The sequence below is a fragment of the Sphingobacterium arenae genome (genome assembly GCF_014692505.1).
Classification (GTDB): domain Bacteria; phylum Bacteroidota; class Bacteroidia; order Sphingobacteriales; family Sphingobacteriaceae; genus Sphingobacterium; species Sphingobacterium arenae.
Genome location: NZ_JACNYK010000007.1, coordinates 226,953 through 252,088, shown reverse-complemented (window position 1 = coordinate 252,088; position 25,136 = coordinate 226,953). Strand labels below are relative to the sequence as shown.

Below are 25,136 nucleotides of genomic sequence, written 5' to 3'. Positions count from 1 at the left end.
TATCCCCCGTACCATACCCCCTCGCGGAGTGGTGCAAAGGTAGAAACTTTAACCTTATACTCCAAGGCCCATAGCAACCTTTTACACCAAAAATATCCTAAAGCGCTGAAAGGTTGGAGAATAATTTTAGAGAACCGCTACAATTGATTGTTTAAATCTCGTACGAACAGGCTTACCGTTTTTCCTTGCGGGTCTCCATTTTGGAGATTTTCCCATAACACGTAGTGCTTCCTCTGCAAATTTTGGACTTATTTCAGCTTCATTCACAATCTCAACATTACAAACCTCACCGTCTTCACAGATAGTGAATTCGAGGAAAGCCGTCTGTTTTAAGCCGTAGTCGACATAGGCTGTACTATCAATAGAATTTCTTATCCCTTGAATATCTAAATGTTCCTGAACAAAACTAATCCACCCCGGTATCCCCCCCTCAAACTGCGCATATAAATCCACATTATACACAACAAGCGAGTCTTTAGATGTTTGTGCTGATACTTTCATATACACCGCACAAAACAAACATACAACAAACCATAGCTTCATATCCCCTCCCTATCTATTCCAATTCGCGCAAAAATTATGCCTTAGGTAAATCAACTGTTTTCCGAAACCTCCCATCCTCATCAAGAAGAAAAGTCATGGGGTTTTCCGGGTTCTTGATAATTTCAAATAAGGTAAATCCCCATGGTTTCCAAAAATTTTCCAATACTTGCCCATAGGTTTTGACCTGCCAATCGTCGAAAATAGGTTTCAAAGTCCAGTCATTTAAAGGCATCGGTTCTATATATACTTTCTCTGGAGTTTCCATATACGTATATTCGGGCAAGCGATTAAACAAATAAGCGGAGTAAAAATACCGGGCACAAATTTCTTCGAATTGTATGGGGTGTAAAATCTGCCCTCTTACATGATGCAGAATATCCTCATGGTAGATTGTATTTGTGCCATTATCCTGCAACGTGGCCATGACAGCAAAATCTCCCATTCGTATAGAAAATATCAACGTGTTGATTTCATCCCGGTATAGAAAGGTATCCGAGGCATTATCTACCGGAAAGACTTTTATATTAAATGGATTAACATGCTCAAATTCCGTAGGCATAATGAGTGATTGAAGCATAAAATGAAGATTTCGAAATTTATGCACCAGTGCTTGGGAAAAATTCATCTCTTCTCCACTAGCCATCGTTTGCCGAATCGCTGCTTGTATCTCATTAAACACGATACCATATAAAATTTTCCCTACCCACTGAAACAACTCCTGTTCAGGTAGGTTCTTCACCTCCTTATACCCTCCCTTCATTGCTTTTTCCACCTTTTCCTCTACTTCCCCAAATGCCTCAGCGACTCTGACGGAACACGGTAATTTAAGCGACTTATAGGTCACCATATTTTCATCCAACATTTTGAATGGCTTTTCTTCCAAATCAAACGCACGCATCATCCAAACCGGAAACACTTGAATCTGTTCATCTGAGGAGCCGAGCGATTCTCCCGTTAAAAAACACGTCCGATTACCGAATTTAAACGTAATAAACGGATTATAAAGTCTTGATTCCATAGCGAAACAAAGGTAAGGTTTTGAAGCAACATCATTCACATCATTTCCATATTGACTTTAAATTCTTTAAACACAAGAACAGCACTCACCAACTGTCCTTCTTTATTTTTTAAACCACTCAATGCGGAGGTCCGACCTTTCTCCAACAGACTTTTCATTTCTTTTTCCTCCAAAAACACGCCATTTAACGTACGCCAAATCTTAAAATCACAGCCACGGGCATAATGGTCACATTGTGCTATCCGATCAAACAAAAGAATATTCCCCGATGTGCATTTCGGGCACTTTATTTTCCCCTTTTGCTGGGGTTTTACTTCTTCTTGTTGTATAGCCACTCGCAATTGAAGCAGTTCTTTCGTGATTTTCACTGTATAATCCTTGATATGCTTCATAAAAACATCATACGACACTTTATTCGCACGCATCTCTTCGAGCTTCTGTTCCCACTTCCCAGTTAATGTAACCTTAGCTATCGAACGGCCCCTGATTAACTGATAAACCGCAATTCCTTTTTCCGTAGGTATGAGCTTCTTTTTATCACGCTTGATATAATCTCGCTGAAACAGTGTTTCTATGGTTGCTGCTCTGGTAGCGGGCGTACCTAAACCACAATCCTTCATAGCCTGTCGCATCTCATCGTCTTCTATTTCTTTACCAGAAGTTTCCATCGCTTTCAAAAGCGATGCTTCCGTATGTATGGGTTTCGCTTTTGTAAAACGCTCCGCTAATTCCAACGACAAAACTTCAAGCAATTCTTCAGCTGATAACTTCGGCAACTGTACATTCTCATTATCTTGATCGTCCGTATTCTTATCATCATCGGGAATCTCCACTTGCTCTGCAGACAAACGCCAACCATATTGTTTAATAACGGTTCCCTTCGCTATCAATTCTACCCCTTTTGCATCGATCGTGACGGTTGTAATATCTTTAAGACACACATCCGAGAAACTCTCCACCATACGCTTTGCAATCATGTTATAAATATGCTGCTGTTCTTTCCGCAGCGGTCCGGGTTTTTCTTCTGTCACCAACAAAGCATGGTGGTCTGTCACTTTCTTATCATCAACAGATCTTTTATTTAATTTCGCACCAATTAGGTTACGGCTTATCGGTGCAATTTCTTCATCCGCAGTATTGGCAAGATGTTGGAAAAGTTCCGCTATATTTTCAAAAACATCTTCCCCTATATAACGAGACCCTGTACGGGGATATGTAATCACTTTATTTTCATACAACGTCTGTGCAATACTCAATGTCTGATCAGCCGAATACCCATATTTTTTATTGGCATCCTGTTGCAACGATGTTAAATCAAATAACAAAGGTGGCTGTTCTTTCGTTTCCTTAGCCTCCACTTTAATTACTTTAGCCTCCGTTCCAACAGCAAGTTTTGCTATGGCTATTTCTGCGTCCTCCTTTTTATCTATTTTAGTAGAGGTTGCCTTAAACCTGATATTATCTTTTTCGAAACCTGCTTGTATTTTGTAGAAGGCTTGTGGCTTAAAATCCTTGTTCTCCATATAGCGAGAACAAATCATCGCTAGTGTAGGTGTTTGTACCCGCCCTAACGATAAAAGCCCTCTGTTTCCCGCTGCCAATGTCAATGCTTGTGTAGCGTTTATTCCAATCAACCAATCCGATTCTGCGCGTGATTTAGCAGACATATAAAGACTATCGTATTCCGTCCCGTCTTTCAAGTTAGCAAACCCCTCTTTTATAGCGCGGTCAGTCTGGGAAGAAATCCAAAGTCTTTTAAATGGTACTTTCGCCTGTAGATAATAATATATATTCCGAAAAATCAGTTCCCCTTCACGCCCAGCATCTGTTGCGACGATAATTTCCTCCGCCTGTGCAATTAATTCTCTAATTGTATTCAATTGTTTACTCGCTCCAGCATCATCTATCTGCTTTCCGTCCCTTTTTATTTTCTTTACTTCTAAACGGAATTCAGCGGGTATAATCGGCAGGTTTGATACGGCCCATGTAGCATAGCCATAAGCCTGCGGCGTGCACAGTTGTACTAAATGACCAAAGGCATATGTAAATGCGTAACCATTGCCCGTAATATACCCATCTTTCACTTCCTTCGCGCCCATCACACGAGCCAAATCTCTAGCTACAGATGGTTTTTCCGCTATAACAACTTTCATTAAATATGTAACTAAATTTATTTCAACGAGGGGATCGATATACCCTTTATTTTACGATAGAGATCCACGGCATAAATATCGGTCATCCCCGAAACATAATCTAATACTGTCCGAATTTTAGCATAGGTATCCGTTTGTGTTGTATGGAATTGAGCGGGGATCATCGCTATTATTTTTTTATCAAAATGCCCTTTATCCTTTTTAAGATACGCTGGAATAAATTCTTCCAACAGCGCATTCATGACCTTAAACCCCGCGACTTCAATTTGTACCACTGTAGGTGCATTGTAGATACGGTCTACGGATATTTCCGATATTTTCTTCATTTGGGCAACAATGCTGTTATCCAATGCATCCATTAACGGCATGTCAAAGGTACCACTCAAAAACATATCCTGATTTCTTGCAAACACCGTGGCGCAGCCATGAATCAGCGTATTGATAGCCTTAGCTCTTAGAAGCTCTATCCGGCTACCGGTGTCCGCTAATGCATCGAGGCGACTTCGTAGATCTTCATCTCCGCACAGGGGCAACAAGAGATCTTCCACTTCTGCGTAAGAAAGTATCTTTAAATGATGTGCGTCCTCTAAATCAATGATATTATAACAGATATCGTCCGCAGCTTCCACCAAATAGACCAATGGGTGCCGCAAATACCCATTGGGATTCCCGGGGTCCAGTTTCAGTCCTAACTCTTCGGCTATTTTTCGAAATGCGGCTGTTTCTGTATCGAAATAACCGTATTTTTTACGATGGTGGTTATTTTTCTTATGCCCCTCCATCGCGGAACAAGGATATTTGACGATAGAAGCCAAAGTCGCATAAGTAAGCGCAAACCCTTTTTCGTCTTTCCCGTGAAACGCATGCGTTAGTATACGCAACGCATTGGCATTACCTTCAAAATGCGTTAAATCAGCCCATTCTTTTTCACTAACAAGCTGTTTGTACGCTCGTCCTTTACCCTCCGTAAAATAGGAAGAAATGGCAGCCTCGCCCGAGTGTCCAAAAGCAGGATTACCCAAATCATGTGATAAACAGGCTGCGGAAACTATATTTCCCACTTCCTGTAAGAACGGGCATTCCTGATCGATTCCTGAATTTTCTTTTTTTATAATATTATAAAAGAGACGTCCTAATGATCTACCTACGCTTGCTACTTCCAAACTATGCGTCAATCTATTATGTACAAACACCGCTCCTGGCAATGGGAATACCTGCGTTTTGTTTTGCAATCTTCTAAAAGGCGAAGAAAATATCAATCTATCATAATCCCGTTGAAATTCCGAGCGCGCATCGATTTGGTCACTTGTTTCTCGGTGTTCATATCCCCAACGTTTTGCGGACAATAACTGTTTCCAATTCATGTAAAGTATACGTTTTACGTGCAGCAACAAATATAAGGTTTATTGGCTATATGATTACTTCGTTTGAGCTTCTCAAGCATATTTCCTATATTTATCGCATAAATCCTTCATATCATGGTTATTTATTCACTTCCGGATTATCCAGATTTTGAGTACAAAATCGACGGCAAAAAAACACATCTCTTTACTTTAAAGAACCGTACAGGGATGCAAGTAGCCTTTACAGATTATGGTGCCCGTATTGTTAGCATTTTAGTTCCTGATAAAGCCGGAAATCTTCGGGACGTCGTACTCGGATTTAATTCTATCCACGAATACATTCGAGCCGACGAACAATATCATGGCGCTACTATAGGTCGTTTTGCCAATCGTATCGCGCAAGGACATTTTCATTTAGATGGCGAAAAATATACTCTGCAACAGAATAATGGACGTAATTCGCTGCACGGAGGCCCAAAAGGGCTTCATTCCAAAGTGTGGGATAGACGGACGTCTTTCAAAAAGAAAATAGATTTTTGCTATATCTCCCCAGACGGGGAGGAGGGGTTTCCCGGAAATTTGAAAGTAACCGTTTCGTATGAATTGACAGAATTTAATGAAATCGTTATAAAATACAAGGCGGAAACCGATAAGAAAACAGTGATCAACCTAACGAATCACGCTTATTTCAATTTAAATGGTGAAGGCCAGAGCGATATACTCAACCACATCCTACATATTCCCTCCGACTACTTCCTACCCATCGACGAGCATCAGATTCCTATAGATGGGAAAGTTTCCGTAACCGGAACAGCCTTCGATTTTCGTTCACCGAAAAAAATTGCGACAGATATTAACAACGATGAGGAACAATTAAAACGAGGTCATGGATATGACCATACCCTAGTGAACAGTCAATCCTTTTCACAAGTAGCCGCCACAGCGTATTCCCCTGATTCAGGAATTCGCCTGGAGGTATTCACGACCGAACCAGGGATACAACTTTATACCGGCAATTTTTTATCCGGCAAAGATATTGGCAAATCCGGTCATCCATATTCATCGCGATCCGCATTCTGTTTTGAAACACAGCATTATCCTGACAGTCCGAACCGTCCGCAATTTCCATCCGTTCTATTGGAACCTGGGCAAGTTTTCGAATCGGAAACGATATATAAATTTTCCATAAAAAAGGAGATGTAAATCATCTCCCTTTTTATATTTATAGCTTATTTTACAAGTTTATCCAGGGCTTTCTCCACTTTGTCAAAGCCAAACCCGGCCTTCACCTCGTTAAACATACGCGAGATCTCCTCGTTACAAAGGTTCCCGATACTACCTTCATGCGTATGGTGCACCTCTTTTAAGGGGCGGAATGTTCCGTTGTCAATATCCAGCCCTATCCGGCGATAAGCCTCTCTAAATGGAACTCCCTCTAATACCGCATTATTTACAACTTCCACACTAAACAAATAATCATATTTAGGATCGTCCAAAATATTCTCCTTTACAGAAATATGCTCCAACATAAACGTCGTCATTTCCAAACAGTCATTTAACGATTGGAACGCAGGAAATAGATTCTCTTTCAATAGTTGCAAATCCCGATGATAGCCCGAGGGCAGGTTTGTCGTCATCAGTGCTATTTCGTTCGGTAGCGCCTGGATTTTATTACAGCGTGATCTTATCAATTCAAACACGTCCGGATTCTTCTTATGAGGCATAATACTGGATCCGGTGGTGAAACGAGCTGGAAAAGAGATAAAACCAAAATTTTGGTTGATAAACAGGCATACATCCATTGCGAATTTGGCCAAGGTTGCCGCTAACGCGCTCATCCCCTGCGCCAATATCCGCTCCGTTTTTCCACGCCCCATTTGTGCATAGACCACGTTATAGTTCAAATCATCAAAACCTAATAATTCGGTCGTCAGTTTGCGGTTCAGAGGGAATGAAGAGCCATATCCAGCAGCGGATCCTAGTGGATTTTTATTACATACTCTCCATGCCGCTTTTAACATTTCCAAATCATCAACTAGACTTTCAGCGTAAGCACCAAACCACAAACCGAAGGAGGAAGGCATGGCAATCTGTAGATGCGTATAACCAGGAATTAACACCTGCTTGTGTTGTTCGCTTAACTGTATCAGCTTTTGGAAGAGCGCATCGGTTTGCTCTACCAAGCGTTGGATCTCGGAACGAAAATAGAGTTTGAGGTCAACCAAAACCTGATCATTTCTAGATCTTCCCGAATGAATTTTCTTTCCGGCCTCTCCCACACGCTGTGTAAGCAACATTTCAATTTGGGAATGTACATCTTCTACGGAACCTTCTATTGCAAAATCACCTGCTATGATTTCTTGATAAATCTGCTTCAATTCATGCTGAACAACTTCTAAATCGGCATCACTCATCAAATTTATACTGTTTAACATCTGCGTATGCGCTAATGAGCCTAGCACATCTGCCTTTGCTAAATGTAAATCCATTGCCCGATCGTTACCTACCGTAAAGGTCTCTACAAACGAATCTACATCAATATTTTTCTGCCAAATCTTCATTTAATTTTGTTTTTTTATGAGAGCAACAATCCTATTTATGCGGTACAATAATTCCCTTTCCATTGAAGCTCGTGTGGTCTTTTTACTAGTTTCTATCGCAAACTTAGATAAAATGCTAGGCATTCACGAACCGAATGATAAATGAGTTCATGCATGCGCCTAAAAATAAACAAAAATACATAATGCTTAAAAGAAAATTTAGGAGTAATTCATTTTTATGCATAACATAATCGCTTCGCATATTAAAATGAATATATTCTGATTACCTTCGACGAGCTCGCAAGCTCCGCTCTCCTTCGCCATTTAAACGCGCATAAATGGCGAAAATTTATCGAATCTCCCCACGAAACATCAAGTCTATTTACAGGTTACGAGAAGCACAAAAATATCTATCATAAAAGTGATCACTTACTTTTTTTTAAAAAATGTCTTTGCGCGAATAATTTATATCCCTATGTTTGTAGGCATAAAGGGGAAATGGAATAACAAAAATAAAGACAAGTGAGTTAATACTCACACTTTATTTTACCAAGCTAACAAACTAAATTTGATAGACGAAGGTCTTAAAACTTGAAACGAAATACGGCTGACCACTTATAAACTAATTTTGTTCTGAAGCGTATCACAGAGAGGGTGGTACGCTTTTTTTATACATAATTGTGTACCTTTGTGTAGCATTGTAATTAAATATAGCTATGGGAACAGAGAGCAAAAGACAACAACGGTTCGCGGGAGTCATCCAAGAAGATCTTGCTGCACTTTTTCAAAAAGATGGTAATTCTTGGGCTCCGGGAGCTTTTATCACTGTAACAAAGGTACGGGTTACTCCTGATTTAGCAATCGCTCGTATCTATCTAAGCTTCTTAAATACGAAAACAGCAAAAGACGACTTAAAACATATACAAAGCAGAACCGGCGAAATACGTTATAAGTTAGGCATGAGAATCAAAAATCAGGCACGAATCGTTCCCGATCTCGAGTTTTTCCTTGACGACACCAATGAGTATGTCGAGCACATGGAAAAAATATTCGAGAAGATAAGTAAGGAGCCACGACAACCCGATTAATCATATGGCTTAATACACATGCCCTATTCGTTGGACAGCCGATTAATTTTCCCTCACCCTTCATTAGCAGATGAAGACGGTTTGCTTGCTATTGGAGGAGACTTACATGTGGAACGACTACTCTTGGCTTATCAACACGGAATTTTCCCTTGGTTTTCAGAGGAAACCCCTATATTATGGTATGCCCCACTCGAACGTTTTGTACTTTTGCCACAAGAACTCCGTGTTAGAAAAAGCATGCGTCAATTTATGCGTAAAGGAAACTATAACACAACACACGATACGGCATTTGCAGAAGTAATCCAACGCTGCGCTAACATCAAGCGTACAGACCAGCGAGACACGTGGATTACAAAGGATATGCAAGAAGCCTACATCCATTTGCATCAACTAGGATATGCACATAGTATAGAGACCTATAATGATAACGGCGTATTAGTTGGTGGATTATACGGCATACAAATAGGAAAGGTATTTTGCGGCGAAAGCATGTTTACTCTTGCTCCTAATGCCTCTAAATTGGCTTTGATTCATCTTTGTCAGCATTTTAACTTCGAATTAATAGACTGTCAAATACACAGTGATCACTTAGCATCTTTAGGAGCCAAATTAATCCCAGCTGCCGCTTACTACGAAATATTACGAAAGCAAAAAACAGAACCTTTTGCTATTTAATAGAACGAATAATATACACATATGAAATTTAAGATCGGAGACTTTGTCCGTTTTGTTGACGAACCTATTGAAGGACACATTACATCTTTTCAAAGCAATGAGATCGCGGGAGTAACAGATGACTCTGGCTTTGAGATTCCAGTTCCTATCAATAAAATCACGTTGGTACACGGGAATATGCGTCGAGACGACGATGATATCAATCTGTCTAGTACCACAACCGACTCACCTACACCTTTTGTAGAACGCGGCATCTATCTTGGCATAGCGGGGGATCAGCGAGATGGCCTTGCGAAGTTTTATTTTATCAACCATACATCTTATGACATTTTAACATCCGTTAGCGAAATCAACGGCGCCAAACGAATCGGAATATTCGCGGAAAAGATACTTGCAAAGGATTTTATTCAGTTTTACACTGCAAATTTCAGTAATATAGGCAAATGGCCAAATCTTGATATCCAAATTTTGCTTTTTTGCAAGTCACCGCATATCGCAGTAGAGACGTTAAGCAAAGAAGTTCGTGTGAAACCCGTTGACATCATCCATTCGAAGGAAACAGACGATATATTAGGAGATAAAATCTGGCGTTTCGAATTAGATAAGCCGGAGGAAAATATAGGGTTAGATAAATTAAAAGATCATTTTATTTCCCATCGTCCAAATCAACGTTAAACGATTAAAACGACTATAATTAACAAAAAGTTAACGCTATTTAAAACCATTCTAAATTCATTGTATTGACAGATTTTTGACATAAAACAAGGGCTTTTAGTCTACATTTGCAGGGATAAAATATTTGAGTAAGATCAAACCTTGAAGAATTTAAAAGTAATAGCATTTACCCACAAACACGTCGAATTAAAAGACTTGGGGAATTTGGTCATCTGTAACGAAGAGTTAGAAGATCGCTTGGTGAACCTGAAAACTACGTTGGATATACCAGAAATTTTCTATATCGCCACCTGTAACCGTGTTGAATTTGTTTTTTGTGGCGGACACGAGCTAAACGATGAATTTGTTGCCAACTTCCTGCAACAGATGAACTTCTGTGTTCCTGCAGAGCGTCTGCAATGCTATTTAGGCCAAGTCACCCGTTACACTGACATGGATGCATTGAACCACTTGTTTCGTATGTCTTGCTCACTGGAAAGTTTGGTTGTCGGCGAAAAGGAGATTCTGGCTCAGGTACGTAGGGCCTACGAAAGATGCCGAACAGCCGGTTTTACAGGCGACTATCTACGTTTGGTTATGGATCGATTAGTTAAGACCGCCAAAGAGGTCTACACTTACACCAATATTTCTCGTAATCCAATATCCGTGGTCTCTTTAGCTTATCGTAAGCTGAAGGAAACGAAATTACCTACGAACCCTCGTGTGTTGGTTATCGGTTCTGGAGAAACCAATCAAAATCTTGCTAAATACTTAAAAAAACATCAACATGCTAATTTTGTTGTTTTCAACCGAACGTTGAAGAATGCTCAGAAATTAGCGAGAGAGTTAAATGCAGAAGCTTATTCTTTATCGGAGCTGGCACATTACAAAAAAGGATTTGATGTCATGATTGTTTGTACAGGCGCTCCTGAGGCTATCATTAATATTCATCTCTACAAATCCCTTCTTCAGGGAGAAACGGACAAAAAAGTAATTGTTGATCTAGCGGTCCCCAACGATGTCGATGCGGAAGTAGTTGCACAGTTTCCCATGCACTACATTGAAGTCAGCAGTCTGCAAGCTATTGCAGAGAAAAACAAACAAGAGCGTTACGCGGAGTTGGAAAATGCCGATACCATTATCCAACAAAATATCCAAGAGTTTCTAGCAGTCATAAAGCAGCGTCGTGTCGAAGTTGCGATGCGCGAGGTGCCGGAAAAAATAAAAGCGATCCGAGCGTTTGCTGTCAATGAAGTGTTTGCACAAGATCTTCAAAATCTTGACCCTCAGGCACGCGAAGTGTTAGAGAAAGTCATCAGCTACATGGAGAAAAAGTATATCAAAGTGCCGATGGTCATGGCCAAAGAAATTTTGGTTCAAAATTCCCAAAAGGAAATCAACTAATCGCATAAAGAAAAAAATATACCATAATTCTGACAAAGACAGTCGGGATTGTATCCCTATTTGGTTAAGTTTGTAAGTATTTTCAAACCATTAAGCAGCAGACAGTGAACAGAAAACTTATTATTGGAACGAGAGGTAGCCAGCTTGCCTTATGGCAAGCCAATTTTATCAAAGCGAGGTTAGCTGATATTGGTATAGAATCCGAGTTAAAAATTATTAAAACCCAGGGGGATATCATTCAGCATTTACGGCTGGACAAAATGGAAGGGAAAGGATTCTTCACTAAGGAACTTGAAGAAGAGCTCCTTACCGAACAAATCGATTTGGCTGTTCACTCCCACAAAGATTTGCCTACGGTCAACCCTCCTGGATTAATCATCGCGGCCGTCTCGGAACGAGAAGACCCTTCGGAACTACTGATTATCCACAGGGACTGTGTTGATATTAAAAAAAGATTGTCTCTGAAACACAATGCTTCTGTGGGGACTTCTTCTAATCGACGTAAAGCACAATTATTATCTTTACGTCCCGACTTAGAGTTCACCGATCTACGCGGTAACTTGCAAACACGTATTCAGAAACTACGCGACGAGAAGTATGATGCTATCGTTTTAGCGAAAGCTGGTATCGCGCGTGTAGAAATGGATCTATCTGACTTTCATATTGAGGAGATAGCACCGATAGAGATCATTCCCGCTCCAGCACAAGGAGTTTTAGCTGTACAGATTCGCGAAACGGACAAAGAATTGTTTGATCTTTTGCAGAAAATACACGATAAAAAAGTGGGAGATGTAATTGCTGTTGAACGAAAAGTACTCAATTTATTCGACGCAGGTTGTCACGCTCCGTTAGGCTGCTATTGTCGTGAAACGAAGGACGGACACTACGAAGCTTGGACGTCCATCGCAGAAGACAACGAAGATTTTCCAAACCGTCTATATATACGTGCAGAAAATACCGAAGGCATGGCCAATCAAATTTTCAGCAAATTTCAGAAAGAAAGAAAGCTACCAAACAGTGTTTTTATTACACGCGACTTAGACGAAAGTTCCTATTTAGGTCGTTATTTGGCGAAGCATAACATTCAAGTAGATGCACGTTCGTTAATCAAGATATATCCCACGATCAATAAATTGGATTCTTTTATCCTCAAACGTGCGGACTGGATTTTCTTTAATAGCAAAAACGCAATTGAACATTTCTTTAAATTAGAGCCCTGGATATTAAAAAAGACAAAAATTGCTGTATTGGGCAGAGGTTCGGAAGATGCTTTACGTAAATATGATCGCGTGGCCGACTTTTCTGGTGATAACTTAGGTATCAAAACAGAAGATATCGCGAAGGAGTTCGCTAAATTGGTTGATGGACAAACGGTATTTATTCCACGAGCAAAGGATTCTTTAATGTCTATCCAAAATGCCCTTACACCCGAGACCAAAGTCATCGATATGCCATTCTACGAAACGGTTATAGAGGAAAACGTGGACAAAACAAATGCAGAGGTACTTGTTTTCACAAGCCCTAGTAATGTAACGGCTTATTTCCAGGAAAACCTCATCGATCCCGGTCAAAAAATTATTTGCATAGGCTATTCTACAGCTAAAGCAATCGAAGCTATGGGATTACCTTACACACTTCCTTTCACTCCCGATGAAATAGGGTTATCAGAAGCTATTTTCGGACTAGACTACGAATAACACATCACAAATATCTAAATATTATTAACATGCTGCATCGTCCAAGAAGAAATAGAAAATCTGCGGTTATTCGAGACATGGTTCAAGAGCATCATCTCTCGTCTGCCAATCTTATTTTTCCCCTATTCATCATAGAAGGGCAAAATCAGAAAACCGAAGTTTCTTCTATGCCGGGAATATACCGGTACTCTATTGATAATTTGCTGCGCGAGGTTGAAAGCTGTATGAAGCTAGGACTGTATGCCTTTGACCTCTTCCCCAACATAGATGATTCACTGAAGGATAAATATGCCACCGTAAGTTATAAAAAGGGCAATTTATATTTAAGAGCTATCGAGGAAGTAAAGAAAAATTTTCCCGACGCTTGTATAGTAACGGATGTTGCGATGGATCCTTATAGCTCTGATGGGCACGATGGTGTTGTGGAGGACGGCATTATTCTGAATGATGAAACGTTAGCTATTTTAGGTAAAATGGCTCTTGCCCACGCAGAAGCAGGTGCAGACATTATCGCACCCTCAGATATGATGGATGGACGTATCGGTTATATCCGTCAAGTGTTGGACGAAAATGGATTTTCGAACGTTTCATTGATGTCTTACACCGCAAAATATGCTTCTGCTTTTTATGGTCCCTTTCGCGATGCCCTTAATTCCGCACCAAAAGCAGGAGATAAAAAGACGTATCAAATGAACCCTGCGAATTCCCGTGAGGCACTTCTTGAAGCCCAACTAGACGCGGAAGAAGGGGCCGATTTCCTCATGGTTAAACCTGGGCTTCCTTATTTGGATATCATTAAATTATTGCACGACAATTTTGACCTGCCGATCGCTGCATATAATGTTTCCGGTGAATACGCGATGCTAAAAGCGGCTATTCGTAATGGTTGGTTGGATGAAGAGCGTGCTATTATAGAAACATTAATGGGTTTTCGCCGCGCTGGTGCAACTTCAATCCTGACTTATCATGCGAAAGAGGTCTTGGAAAAGAAATGGTTATAGTATGTTCTTTTTTTAGAAAAAAGAACTGAAAAAATCGTCGCTTCGAATCTTTGAGAAGAGGGGTAGTACTAAGGATGAGTGTGTACATACCTCAAAACCGAGCCTACGGCGAGCTCACCATAGGTAAATTCGGATGCGACATCAAGTGTCAAGGAATGGTGAGTGCAATGGCATAGTTGCGAATCACGAGAAACGAACCCAAGAGCTCATCTTTAGATAATTGCAAAATGAAACAACTACAAGATATTTCACGTAAAAAATCAGCGGAACTTTTTGAGAAAGCAAAAAACTATTTTCCGGGGGGCGTAAACTCTCCAGTACGAGCATTTAAATCAGTATATGGCACTCCCCTCTTTATTGAACGGGGAGATAAAGCCCGAATATGGGATGCAGATGGCAATGAATTCATTGATTATTGCTGTTCATGGGGTCCACTGATTTTAGGACACAACCATGATAAGGTACGGGAAGCGGTAGCCCAGCAATTAGGCAAAGGATTAAGTTTTGGTGCGCCTACCCGATTGGAAAATGAACTTGCCGAATTGATTTTAACCAATAATCGCTACATCGAAAAAATTCGTTTTGTGAGCTCCGGAACAGAAGCAGTCATGTCTGCTATCCGTCTGGCAAGAGGTTATACAAAAAGGGATAAAATTGTAAAATTTGAGGGCTGTTATCACGGCCACTCCGATTCTCTTTTGGTCAAAGCCGGTTCTGGATTGATCACCTTCGGCGAAACATCGTCTGCAGGTGTGCCTAAAACATTCGCAGATGAAACCATCGTCATTTCACTAGACGACAAGCAGGCTCTGGAAGAGGTTTTCTCTTCGTTTTCCAATCAGATCGCTGCTGTTATTATCGAGGGTATTCCAGCGAATAATGGTCTATTAATCCAAGATAAGGAATATATCCATTTCTTACGCCAAATTACGCAACAGCATGGTGCTTTGCTTATTTTTGATGAAGTTATCACCGGCTTTCGATTAGGGTTTGAAGGAGCAGCGAAATACTACGATATACAACCCGATATTATTACCTACGGAAAAATTATTGGAGGAGGTATGCCTGTAGGCGCATATGGAGCTTCCAAAGAACTCATGGCACATATTTCACCTGACGGCGGTGTATATCAAGCGGGCACTCTGTCTGGAAATCCCGTCGCTATGTCCGCGGGTATTGCCGCGCTACGCGTATTAGCAGGGCCCGACTTTTATACCAAACAAGAAACAAAAACCCGAGAGTTTGTCCAAGCCATACGCACCTATATAGAACAGAAAAACTATGCCGTCCAAATTTTCACGGTTGGCTCTATCTTCTGGCTTGCTTTCACCAATCAAACAAGTATCAAGCGAGCCGACGAAATTGATCCACTTTCGATGGAAAAATATAAAGTTATGCATCGTTCCTTACTCAACCAAGGCATCTATTTCGGACCTTCAGGATATGAAGTCGGTTTCATTTCCGGTGCACACACACAGTCTGACCTTGATCAGACTATCGAAGCAATTAAGGTAGCACTAGATACCGTTTTTGAATGAAAAACTTTTTTCCGTTATATTTGTTAGGTATTAGATAACAGAAGTAGTAAATAAAAATAATTAAATCAAAAGGTATGAAAATGACCAATTTGAAAATTGCCCTCGCATTCGTTGCTACATCAGCAACCCTTGTGGCATGTAACCCGACCACCAAGAATACAGATGGCGATACACAAGACACTACAGCTCTGGCTGATTCTGTGGGTGCTATTGCTGTAAACCCTCTATCACACGCTAAGGAGTTTCCAGGCGCAACACTGGAGATTGCATCAATTACAGCTGAACCCGTGGGCACCGATTCCGCTAAAGTCACCGTTAAATATAATGTCAGCAATTTTGAACTAACTGCACAAACGGAACATGATCACCACATGGCGAACTCCCATGATGGTCAGCATATACATTTTATTTTGGACAACGGTCCATATGACGCATTATATAAGCCTGAGCATAGCGTTACCGTACCGCTTAATTCCGAGCATTATTTAATGTCGTTTTTATCGCGCTCTTTTCATGAGTCGATCAAAACACCGGAGGCTTCCAAATTAGTGAAGTTTAAAGTTACAGCTGACGCTACTATCGAAGAATTACCAGATTCAGGACAAGCGGCCTTATTCTATAGCCGTCCAAAAGGTGAATACAAAGGAGATGATACCAAAGCTCTATTACTAGATTTCTTCATTGTTAACGGGTCTTTAGGTGCTGATGGCAACAAGGTTAAAGCCAACATCAACGGACAAGAATTCACATTGGATCAATGGGTGCCTTATGAAGTATTGAATCTTCCAATGGGTGAAAACACATTTAAACTGACGCTTGTTGATAAAGATGGTAATGCAGTAACCGGCGATAACGTTTCTGTAGAGCGAAAAGTTACGCTTTCTGCGGAGTAAGCGTTAAAATCAACAAAAAAGAGTAAAGGCAGACTAAACCTCTGCCTTTACTCTTTTGTTTGTATACTGAAAAACAGATAGCGCTCCCAGACCTACCATAATACCAATAAACAACGTAATCCATAACGCTTTATGGTCTGCAATAAGTGCTAATACAATAAAGATAAACGATGTGATAACCATGGTACGTGCCAAGACTTTTAAACCATAACGGTTTTGCTCCTCGCTACTCTGTTCTGTCTCGTCATCTTCCGCCCCTTCTGATTGGCTTGCCATACGTTGTTCTTCCCGATAGCGTATGTAATCGGGAGCCACCTCCCTCTTGCTTCTCGCCCATATCTCATATCCCGCTAACAAGGCAAAAGGGATAATGGCGCCTGCCAACATCTCCTCTGCTCGACTTAATGAAATACCGGTTAACAAAGGGTGGAGAAATTTGAAATATACATTGATTACTAGCCCCAAAATGGTACACCAAAGAATAGAACGCCCGGTATGGTACTTGGAGAATAATGCCCATATCGGTGGCCCATACAATGAGCAGCCAGTCACCGCGCCTACACTCAATACAATCTCTACGATACCGCCTGCTGATGGAACCATTAAAGCCACCAAAATCGTTATTATGCCAAATACCACAACGGCAGATTTGGCAATAAACATTAACTTCTTGGGCTTCGTATCCGGTCGTATAGACTTATACAAATCGTTGGTAAACACTGCTGCTGCCAAATTCAACGTCGTATTAACGGAACTGGCTGTCGCGAACACCATGCCACCCAGCATCAATCCAATAAGCCCTTTGGGCAAAACTTCCTTACACATCATTAAGTACGCCCCTTCATTATCTAACCCAGATAGCTCAGGATTGACAATTCTGTAAATCATCGGAGGCAACATCCAAATAAACGGACTAATCAGATAAAGGACTGCAAACAGCCAACCCACTTTACGCGCAGATTTTGGCGAATCCACAGTCGTATAGCGCTGCACATACGCCCAGTTTCCCCCAATGAATATTCCATTGTAAATCGCAAATGCTAACAGAAAAAGCCATGAATATTCTTCATTCACTATGTTGAAAAAGTCCGGTGGCGCATTGGTAATCAATGCATCAACACCACCGATACGATCAAAGGCTAACGGCACCACGATGATGACCGCAGCCGTTAATACAATAAACTGAATGACATCGGTAATCATCACTCCCCATAGCCCACCGACTACCGTATATAAGATGATAAGGATTCCTAGCACCAATACACAAGCTTCAATAGAAAATCCGGTTGACACGTTGATAATTTTTGCTACCGGATAAAGAAAAGCCCCAGTATACATCAATGAAATCAGCAATATGAGATAGCTATAAAATTTCTGGACACGGATACCTAACCGACGAGACACGAATTCCGCCGCTGTCAGTGCACGGGATTTCTGCCAGGCGGGAGCAATAAACATCCCGACTGCTAAGCCTCCCAAACACATCGTCATCTGAATCGCAATTGCTACAAAACCGTGCTGATAAGCAATAGATCCCCAGACAACAAATGTACCTGCGGAAAAAAAGCTCATAAACAGTGACAAACCGCTAATCCGCCATGGAACGGCGCCCCCTGCCGCAAAATAGGATTTCATCGAATTGCCTGTTTTTCCGAATGACAGGCCTGCCGCAATGACAACGCCTGTAAACAGCAGCATAATGATATAATCTAAAATATCCATCTTTCTATTTAATTATAGCAACGCACAGAAAATAAGGAAGCCGGAACATTTTCCGAAGGACGGTCGACCACAATGGTCAATGCACTTGTTATAACAGGCTGTTCTAATTCAATTCGACTCATACTCTGATAGTTACCTTCTTTTTCAAAGACAATATGCCCCTGATCATCTACTATTTTATAATTTCTCACACAGAACGGCATCACATCTTCCGGATGCCCCATCAATACACTTTCCATCGGATGATCGTAATCGGTATCGAAAAACAGATCTATATGACGGATTTCTTGTGGTTCCTCCCAACTTATTTTTAATTGAGGTGCTGTATCCTCTTGGGAAGCTACCCACGCATTAGGTGCAGTCGTCGGGCGATAGACACCTGTTTTTATCTGCTCCACATCAAATGGTCGCAAAGCCGGCTCTACCTGTAATGCCAGATTGTGTCCATCCGGTCTACGTTGCGGGCACCAGAACTCAAATGCTTCCATACCGATATCTTCCGGTGGCGTTTGTTTTCCAAAATTGGAGACTGCTTTATTGATGAGGTTGAATGCGGTAAGCACACCGGTAACACGGGTATTCGTACGATATAACGATACCGCCGTATTTTCGAGAAAAGTCACAAACGCATACGCACGCTCCGGCATCGTTGCCGAAAACGACAGTTTAATTGTTCTTCTGCCCTTCTTTAGTGGAATAGATTTAGTTTCTAATGTAACATCCGGCGTATAATTTCCTGTTCGGCTACTCATCCGCAATTCTACCCGCAATTCCGTATCTTCCGTTACATCAACTTCTACCGTTATATCAGGAACTTTGCCTGCTTCTAACGGGAGCATCTGTGCCACGGCAGTATCTATCGGAAGCGCGAAGTCTGCCTTTAGTATCTCCAGCTCGAAGTTACTCGATGCACTTAGTTTTGCGTGCTGCACGAGGTCTCCTTCATCTTGTAATACAATTTTAGGAATATGTTGCCCAGATTTAAGAAGTTCCTGCTGGAGTTCCGATATGAAACCTTCCGTTAGTATATCACGGGGGTAAAGGTATTGTTTTTCTTTAGCGATATACGCTGCCATACCAATAGCCTGTCCGATATGTGCCGCTGTAGCCATGACGCGTGTGGACGCGAAAGCAACGTGGGTGGCACTGATAAGCCGTCCTCCCAGGAACAGGTTTTTGATATTCTTACTATAAAGACAACGGTATGGAATCTGATAGACCCCTTTAGCGTGCCATTGATTACAGCCCGGTTTTTCGCTGAACACACCATCGGCGGGATGTAGATCGATAGACCATCCCCCATACGCCACGGCATCTTCATGTTCACGCTGTTCAACAATATCTTGTTGGCGCAGCATATAATCCCCCTCGAAACGACGGCTTTCGCGTTTTCCCGGAATTGTTCCCACCCATTCCAACGTCATGGTTTCTGCTTCCGGGTAATTGCCGGAATTCTTAACATAATCCCAGGCACCATAGATCACTTTCCACAGATCCCATTTAATCTGTTCTGTATCGTGGATGGTATCCATCCGTCCACCATGCTCCAACCACCATAATTGACAGCCATGCTCTTTCGCATTGAATTTTCTGAACTTCGGCACTTCTTTAGCCACATCTAAAGCAAATGCAGGTGCTTTATATTTCACCGGACGTCCGGTATTTTTCGTATAGAAATACATACTATGTCCCAAGAGCTCGCCATATTCCTCTGTCGGTGCAAATTTTTCTCCAAATTCTTCTTTTTTCTCCGCTCCCATTCTAAATGCAGCACCGGAAAGAAAGCCCACAATACCATCTCCTGATGCATCACAAAATAATGGTGCGTAAACGATATATTCCGTCGAATTTTGACTGCAAAACCCTTTTATCGAATTGATCGTATCGTCACCCTTTTTATTCACTTCATACACTGCCGTATTTAACAACAGTCTAATGTTGGGTTCCGCCTGGACCTTATCGAGTAGAATAGCATCAAATAACAATGGATTTCCTTCTTTATTGCTGTAGGTATTTTCTACCAAAATTTCATCTATCACCCCTCCTTCGCGGCTCCATCTATTATTATTGCCGAGATGGGAAGTCGCCCCCAATATCCATAGACGCACCTCACTAGAAGCGTTTCCTCCCAAAACTGGTCTATCCTGTATCAACACAACTTTGACCCCCTTCCGAGCGGCTGTTATCGCTGTACATACGCCCGAAAGCCCTCCGCCAACAATGGCAAGCTCGGTGTGGTGTGTTTCTCTCTTTAATTCCCTACTTGCTTCAAATCCTTCTTTTATCATTCCGTTATTTTATTGTATTCAACGACCAACCTAATTTTGAACATTCTTCACGTTATCTATGACAACCGTTTCTCCGCATTCCACGTCAATCGGGGAACCATCGCCGATATAAAAAATATCGCGAAAGCTGGCCTCCACAATTCCTTGTGCAAGCACAGGCGAGTACGTCACCATATTTCGCACCATCAGCCCTTTAATATTATGGGTATGTTCCACGACTAACCCTTGTTTTGAGGCCGGATTAATCGTCATATTTTCGATAAAGACGTTGCGGATGTTCAAGTTTCCTATAGGCATGATCCGAATTGCCTTATGCGATATGGAATAGAAGTCTTGCCAATTCTGCAAATAAATATTGGCGATATCATCCTGCGCCCCGGCATAGACAGCGCCACTCACCACATTAACATTCTCCTTCCCGGCCGGAACGCCCGTATCCGTCAAGCCAATATTGATAAAGTCATCTCCACTCCGACCTTTGCAACGATCTATGATGATGTTCCGACAACCAAACCGCACGCCCAGTCCGTCCTGATTTAACACGGTGCGATCCATTCCATCAATATTTACAGCCTGTCGCACGTCAAAAGTAATATCGCGAACCAAACCATTTCTTGCCCGTTCTAAAACAATACCATGCGCATGATAGTCTTTCAGCTTAATTCCAGTAATTTCAAAACCATCAACGTGCGCCAGGATGATCCCGTGATTTCGCCAACCGCCTTTTTGATTTTCGCCGGGTTTTCCGGCATCACTGCCGTAGGACTGCGAAAAACCTTTTCCTGGATTTAAGGACAATCGCTTATTGTGATCCCCGGTTGAACGTGGATTGTCGGCACCTTCCAGCACTACATTCCCCTTGCCCACAATGCGGATATTACGAAGCGGTTTGATATCGCTGATTCCTAAGCCGGCATTCGCAGAACGGATAAAATTATCCCTAGAGTAATCAGACAGTTTAATCGTACAATTGTTGAGCTCCAGTTCCAAATCGGAGGGAAGTAAAATCGCTTCGTCGATACGCCACACAGTTGTCTCTTCTACCACATCGTATCGCGGAATCATCACCTTACCTGTCGTTTTCACCGCCTCGTCAATGGCTTGCTGTATCCGCTCAATCTGACTACCTTGGGGGTAATGATTGGGTGTTAGGTAGGCTTCTTGAGAAAAAACCGTTAGCCAAGTCACAAGCGACAAAAACACCGCTACTACGTATTTTCTAGTTACATTCATATTCTTGTTTTAGGGATTTTACTCGATTGTTTCGTCACGTTATTGCACATTTACTTCACTTAAGCGAAGCCAACCTTCATCGGTCATATTTTCTTTCGCCGCAATATGAATACCAATCTCGTTATTCTTGGTCACGTCGACAATACCAATCGCCCAATAGTAGTCACCGGGGCCTACGTTGGTAAGCGTGGTGGAAAAAGTATATCCTTTGGGATAACCTTTGATCCACTCGGAGAGCATTGGAGCGTTATCAACCATGATGGTCTGAGGCAATAGATCATTCTTATCCAACAGGGCAAAAGCCACTTTATATTTATCGTTCCACTGCGGGATATTTGTTGGACAATAGCCCCAACCTAGATTGTGCCAACGATGACCGATACGAAAGCTCGCGCCAGCGGGAACTCTTTCTGGAAGGGATATCCGATCGGGGTACAGGCGATAGCCTCCTTCAGCGATAAACTGCTCAACCAAATAAAAAGCCTCATTGAACCAAGAAAACGTTTCGCCGTTAACGATGTCACGACTGTAGCGAAGGTCCAACATATTGGCCGCTGCCCCTTTAGCTTCATCAAATTCACCCCGACGCACATCCGCATAACTGCTATAGCCGTCACCTGAAATCGACCCACCATGCGAATTTTTCACCCAACCGCCTTCGGCCACAATAGGGCGTTGATAATTATACCTGCGCGCAAAATTTTGTTCCCAAGCCTTGTAGTAACTTTTCATACCAAAAGCATCATGACGTAGGGAGAATCCCTTTTCAATTGCACTTTCCAGCATACGCTGTGCAATTGGGAAATCCCGGTCGTCGCTCCAATCACCGCGTGCTAATATCGTGCGGTGATAATTCACGATAACGGGCACACGTTTAAAGGCACTCGCATAAAGACTCGTTACCCAGTCAAACACATCTTCCCGCGGCGTGGCATCATCCGTTGCGTAACGCAGACTATGCGACTCGCCCCATTTTCCTAAACCGGTTCCACTGATAAACTGTACCATATCAGGATCATCATAACGTTCCGCAAAAGTATTTATAAAGTCTGCATAGCGTTTTTGAAAAACCGCATTGTCCGGGTAGGGAGACCACACATGACTGGCGGTACCTGTGGTCGTTTCGTACCCTTCGATGCCTGGGGAATCCATGACATATTGGGGCGTGAAGTTGTAGTGTTTATCCCTGCTATCCACGATAAAGGAAAATGCCAACTTTAAGTTTCGCTCCAGCGCGCCCGACACCAGATCCTTGAATCGTTGAGCCGGTTTCGTATTCAAATCCTCATCCCATACATACCTGCCTTCCTCGGGATTAAAATCAGACCAAGCACCACGAATAAAAAGCGTCGTTGCATAATCCGAAACCTTTATACGACCTTTTGTCGACTGAAAATTATCATAGTCCTCCCAGAAAGTATCGGATAAGCCATCACCTAAACCTGCATATATTACCCAACCGTTCATGGGATTTCGCAATAAGGCCCTTCGTTCCGGCAGGACATTCACCGAAATATTACCCGATATATCTATATCTTCGTATGGTTCACCCCAAACGCTTTCACTATCACTACAGGCCGTGAGACCACACACGAGCAACAATCCCAGCACCATCGAAAGTATTTTATTATTTATCGTATTCATAATTATTCTCCTTATGTTATTATAAACTATATCCCGATCAACCTATTTCGTATCAAAAACCACCGTTAGATTTTCCACATCGACGACTACGAAATTCGTTCCTGATGGGATATTAAAGAAAGCATAGCGGTTATCCCCTTGTCCTTCGACTAGCGTTTGCGGTGTATTCGAATCCACGGTAAAATAACCATTGCTCACGTTCCGCTGTGCCGGCGCTGTAGAACCAAACGCATAAACATTGTTATGAATATTGGATACCGAGAAACGCAGCGATCCGGTTTGACTTTCGCCAGTACGTTCATCGGAGATTGTAGTCCTCGGCAAAGCAGCGCCATTATACACGAAGATATTCGGGTTTGCCATACTTTGGGTCATTTTGAAATCATCGTGGAAGCCACTGAAACCATTGCCATCTCCACTCCAGCTATTAAATCCACCATACATCCAAAGTTCTGTTATCGGTGCAGTATACGGATTTTGTCCGATGACCGTGTTGTTCCACGAAACCACTTTGGGTTGGAGATCAGTTTCCGGAGAGTAAATGGTAATATCTTTATTCTGTATATTGACAACAATACGATACACCCCTGCCGAGGCAATCTCCCAGTGGTTAGCTGCTTGTGCGCTGCCCGTTTCTGCTTGTCCAAAACCGATCGTCACACCATCTGAGATCGCTTGCACGCCACCCGATTCAGGAACAATGGAGAGCATTCGTTCGCCTTCAAACTCTATAGGAAGATAGAGTGTACCCGCTTTCAGTTCCCCCCTAAACGCATACACATTTTCGTCTTCTAATGCTCGATTTATTTCCATTTCTCCATCCACAGCCGTGCCCGACATAAATAGCGCATCCAAATCCAGCACATCACCGGCAGGCACAATGCTAAGCTGCTTTGTTGATAAATTAATCGTCACCCGATATTCATTTTCCTCTGTGATCTGCCAAGCTCCCGCTTCCGTTAATTCCACCACCTGTATATCGGCCGGCGAAGTCGTTACCTGCCCACCGTCTTCCAACGGAGCAACTGCGTTTTCCATTACATCGAGGCCATAAATAATCGGGAAAAAGATGGTTCCTGCAGACAAATTTCCTGTGTACATAAAGAGATTGCTATTCCCCGAAGCAGCAGTCATCTCGATATCCTCCTCTCCCACAGCTGTTCCACGCATAAACAACTGATCCGCCAAGAAAGGTTTCGGACCGAAGGTTTTAATCTTAATTTGCACCGTCGCTACTTCAGGGATAATCACCCGCGGTCCTTCCGTATTCGAGGTGATCCGCACATTTAGTGTACTTGTAGCACCGGTAGGGCGTTCCCAATAATCGACCAGCAGCTCTTGTAGTTCTTCATGCGTAAAGCTCTTCGATGTTTCATCTTGCGCCACATATTCAATAATTGCCCCCTTATCACTCCCACTCGATGGCTCCATTTCCAGATAATAGGACGTACTATACGCAAACCCCAAATCTGCAGCAGCCGACCAATTCAGGGTCAATGCGACATCACCAGACGTAGTTTCGTCCAGTAGCACCTCATCAGTGGACGCCTCGATTGCCAAGGTATAATCGTGACGAGAGTAAGCATCGTCAATATCTAATCTTTCGCAAGCCACCAAGCCGATCCCCACCATGAGCATCACCAGAAGCTTAGCATTCTCCGTTATTCTATTCATTTTCATATTCATAAGGTTTATAGAATTT

19 protein-coding genes are annotated in these 25,136 nt (G+C 42.1%); 9 read left to right on the top strand and 10 right to left on the bottom strand.

Features of this window, described 5'->3' with window-relative positions; translation table 11 throughout:
- Positions 1 to 126 precede the first annotated feature (126 nt).
- The 4 genes from H8B17_RS19310 to H8B17_RS19295 form a co-directional block, all read right to left on the bottom strand.
- Positions 127 to 501: an energy transducer TonB gene (locus H8B17_RS19310; protein ID WP_190310859.1), complete on the bottom strand. Its 375-nt coding sequence runs from the start codon at positions 499 to 501 to the stop codon at positions 127 to 129.
- Positions 502 to 577: 76 nt separating this feature from the next.
- Complete coding sequence (locus H8B17_RS19305; RefSeq protein ID WP_190310858.1) at positions 578 to 1,561, bottom strand: hypothetical protein; 984 nt, start codon at positions 1,559 to 1,561, stop codon at positions 578 to 580.
- A 35-nt stretch (positions 1,562 to 1,596) separates the two neighbouring features.
- Positions 1,597 to 3,714 (bottom strand): type IA DNA topoisomerase, encoded by a 2,118-nt coding sequence (locus H8B17_RS19300; RefSeq protein WP_190310857.1) that lies wholly within the window; start codon positions 3,712 to 3,714, stop codon positions 1,597 to 1,599.
- Between the two features lie 17 nt (positions 3,715 to 3,731).
- Positions 3,732 to 5,078: a deoxyguanosinetriphosphate triphosphohydrolase gene (locus tag H8B17_RS19295; RefSeq protein ID WP_190310856.1), complete on the bottom strand. Its 1,347-nt coding sequence runs from the start codon at positions 5,076 to 5,078 to the stop codon at positions 3,732 to 3,734.
- A 114-nt stretch (positions 5,079 to 5,192) separates the two neighbouring features.
- On the opposite strand from H8B17_RS19295, the gene H8B17_RS19290 reads away from it, so the two are divergent.
- Entirely contained in the window at positions 5,193 to 6,260 is a 1,068-nt protein-coding gene (locus H8B17_RS19290; protein WP_190310855.1) for an aldose epimerase family protein, read from the top strand.
- Between the two features lie 26 nt (positions 6,261 to 6,286).
- Here H8B17_RS19290 and argH read toward each other — a convergent pair whose 3' ends face one another.
- Positions 6,287 to 7,618, bottom strand: a complete 1,332-nt coding sequence (gene argH, locus H8B17_RS19285; protein WP_190310854.1) for an argininosuccinate lyase — start codon at positions 7,616 to 7,618, stop codon at positions 6,287 to 6,289.
- 695 nt (positions 7,619 to 8,313) lie between these two features.
- On the opposite strand from argH, the gene rbfA reads away from it, so the two are divergent.
- The 8 genes from rbfA to H8B17_RS19245 all read left to right on the top strand — a co-directional run bounded on the left by rbfA (position 8,314) and on the right by H8B17_RS19245 (position 16,547).
- A complete protein-coding gene (gene rbfA, locus H8B17_RS19280) occupies positions 8,314 to 8,685 on the top strand; it encodes a 30S ribosome-binding factor RbfA (RefSeq protein ID WP_190310853.1) in 372 nt (123 codons plus the stop codon).
- An 18-nt stretch (positions 8,686 to 8,703) separates the two neighbouring features.
- Positions 8,704 to 9,360, top strand: a complete 657-nt coding sequence (gene aat / locus H8B17_RS19275; protein WP_190310852.1) for a leucyl/phenylalanyl-tRNA--protein transferase — start codon at positions 8,704 to 8,706, stop codon at positions 9,358 to 9,360.
- 21 nt (positions 9,361 to 9,381) lie between these two features.
- Entirely contained in the window at positions 9,382 to 10,035 is a 654-nt protein-coding gene (locus tag H8B17_RS19270; protein WP_190310851.1) for a hypothetical protein, read from the top strand.
- A gap of 141 nt (positions 10,036 to 10,176) precedes the next feature.
- Entirely contained in the window at positions 10,177 to 11,418 is a 1,242-nt protein-coding gene (gene hemA, locus H8B17_RS19265) for a glutamyl-tRNA reductase (RefSeq protein WP_190310850.1), read from the top strand.
- Between the two features lie 104 nt (positions 11,419 to 11,522).
- Positions 11,523 to 13,115 carry a hydroxymethylbilane synthase gene (hemC, locus tag H8B17_RS19260; RefSeq protein WP_190310849.1) on the top strand — a complete coding sequence of 531 codons (1,593 nt, stop codon included), beginning with the start codon at positions 11,523 to 11,525 and terminating at the stop codon, positions 13,113 to 13,115.
- Positions 13,116 to 13,144: 29 nt separating this feature from the next.
- The gene (gene hemB, locus H8B17_RS19255; RefSeq protein WP_190310848.1) at positions 13,145 to 14,116 is read left to right on the top strand and encodes a porphobilinogen synthase; all 972 of its coding nucleotides are present in this window, start codon (positions 13,145 to 13,147) and stop codon (positions 14,114 to 14,116) included.
- Positions 14,117 to 14,343: 227 nt separating this feature from the next.
- Positions 14,344 to 15,654 carry a glutamate-1-semialdehyde 2,1-aminomutase gene (gene hemL, locus H8B17_RS19250; RefSeq protein WP_190310847.1) on the top strand — a complete coding sequence of 437 codons (1,311 nt, stop codon included), beginning with the start codon at positions 14,344 to 14,346 and terminating at the stop codon, positions 15,652 to 15,654.
- An 80-nt stretch (positions 15,655 to 15,734) separates the two neighbouring features.
- Entirely contained in the window at positions 15,735 to 16,547 is an 813-nt protein-coding gene (locus H8B17_RS19245; RefSeq protein ID WP_223816685.1) for a hypothetical protein, read from the top strand.
- Between the two features lie 33 nt (positions 16,548 to 16,580).
- Here the strand turns inward: H8B17_RS19245 and H8B17_RS19240 are convergent, their stop codons facing one another.
- The 5 genes from H8B17_RS19240 to H8B17_RS19220 are packed head-to-tail and all read right to left on the bottom strand — an operon-like array spanning position 16,581 to position 25,114.
- Positions 16,581 to 18,269 (bottom strand): sodium:solute symporter family protein, encoded by a 1,689-nt coding sequence (locus H8B17_RS19240; protein WP_190310845.1) that lies wholly within the window; start codon positions 18,267 to 18,269, stop codon positions 16,581 to 16,583.
- Positions 18,270 to 18,277: 8 nt separating this feature from the next.
- Positions 18,278 to 20,557, bottom strand: coding sequence for an FAD-dependent oxidoreductase (locus H8B17_RS19235; protein WP_190310844.1), 2,280 nt, complete (start codon positions 20,555 to 20,557; stop codon positions 18,278 to 18,280).
- A 30-nt stretch (positions 20,558 to 20,587) separates the two neighbouring features.
- Positions 20,588 to 21,790 (bottom strand): glycoside hydrolase family protein, encoded by a 1,203-nt coding sequence (locus H8B17_RS19230; RefSeq protein ID WP_190310843.1) that lies wholly within the window; start codon positions 21,788 to 21,790, stop codon positions 20,588 to 20,590.
- 39 nt (positions 21,791 to 21,829) lie between these two features.
- Positions 21,830 to 23,434, bottom strand: coding sequence for a DUF4832 domain-containing protein (locus H8B17_RS19225; protein ID WP_223816684.1), 1,605 nt, complete (start codon positions 23,432 to 23,434; stop codon positions 21,830 to 21,832).
- Positions 23,435 to 23,476: 42 nt separating this feature from the next.
- The gene (locus H8B17_RS19220; RefSeq protein WP_190310842.1) at positions 23,477 to 25,114 is read right to left on the bottom strand and encodes a SusE domain-containing protein; all 1,638 of its coding nucleotides are present in this window, start codon (positions 25,112 to 25,114) and stop codon (positions 23,477 to 23,479) included.
- Positions 25,115 to 25,136: the final 22 nt, after the last annotated feature.

Coding starts and splice junctions, on each gene's coding strand:
- H8B17_RS19300 (WP_190310857.1), bottom strand. CDS start 3,714: ATGAAAGTTGTTATAGCGGAAAAACCATCTGTAGCTAGAGATTTGGCT.
- H8B17_RS19270 (WP_190310851.1), top strand. CDS start 9,382: ATGAAATTTAAGATCGGAGACTTTGTCCGTTTTGTTGACGAACCTATT.
- H8B17_RS19225 (WP_223816684.1), bottom strand. CDS start 23,434: ATGAATACGATAAATAATAAAATACTTTCGATGGTGCTGGGATTGTTG.
- hemB (WP_190310848.1), top strand. CDS start 13,145: ATGCTGCATCGTCCAAGAAGAAATAGAAAATCTGCGGTTATTCGAGAC.
- H8B17_RS19220 (WP_190310842.1), bottom strand. CDS start 25,114: ATGAAAATGAATAGAATAACGGAGAATGCTAAGCTTCTGGTGATGCTC.
- H8B17_RS19310 (WP_190310859.1), bottom strand. CDS start 501: ATGAAAGTATCAGCACAAACATCTAAAGACTCGCTTGTTGTGTATAAT.
- aat (WP_190310852.1), top strand. CDS start 8,704: ATGCCCTATTCGTTGGACAGCCGATTAATTTTCCCTCACCCTTCATTA.
- argH (WP_190310854.1), bottom strand. CDS start 7,618: ATGAAGATTTGGCAGAAAAATATTGATGTAGATTCGTTTGTAGAGACC.
- H8B17_RS19305 (WP_190310858.1), bottom strand. CDS start 1,561: ATGGAATCAAGACTTTATAATCCGTTTATTACGTTTAAATTCGGTAAT.
- H8B17_RS19230 (WP_190310843.1), bottom strand. CDS start 21,790: ATGAATGTAACTAGAAAATACGTAGTAGCGGTGTTTTTGTCGCTTGTG.
- H8B17_RS19245 (WP_223816685.1), top strand. CDS start 15,735: ATGACCAATTTGAAAATTGCCCTCGCATTCGTTGCTACATCAGCAACC.
- rbfA (WP_190310853.1), top strand. CDS start 8,314: ATGGGAACAGAGAGCAAAAGACAACAACGGTTCGCGGGAGTCATCCAA.
- H8B17_RS19290 (WP_190310855.1), top strand. CDS start 5,193: ATGGTTATTTATTCACTTCCGGATTATCCAGATTTTGAGTACAAAATC.
- H8B17_RS19295 (WP_190310856.1), bottom strand. CDS start 5,078: ATGAATTGGAAACAGTTATTGTCCGCAAAACGTTGGGGATATGAACAC.
- H8B17_RS19240 (WP_190310845.1), bottom strand. CDS start 18,269: ATGGATATTTTAGATTATATCATTATGCTGCTGTTTACAGGCGTTGTC.
- hemL (WP_190310847.1), top strand. CDS start 14,344: ATGAAACAACTACAAGATATTTCACGTAAAAAATCAGCGGAACTTTTT.
- H8B17_RS19235 (WP_190310844.1), bottom strand. CDS start 20,557: ATGATAAAAGAAGGATTTGAAGCAAGTAGGGAATTAAAGAGAGAAACA.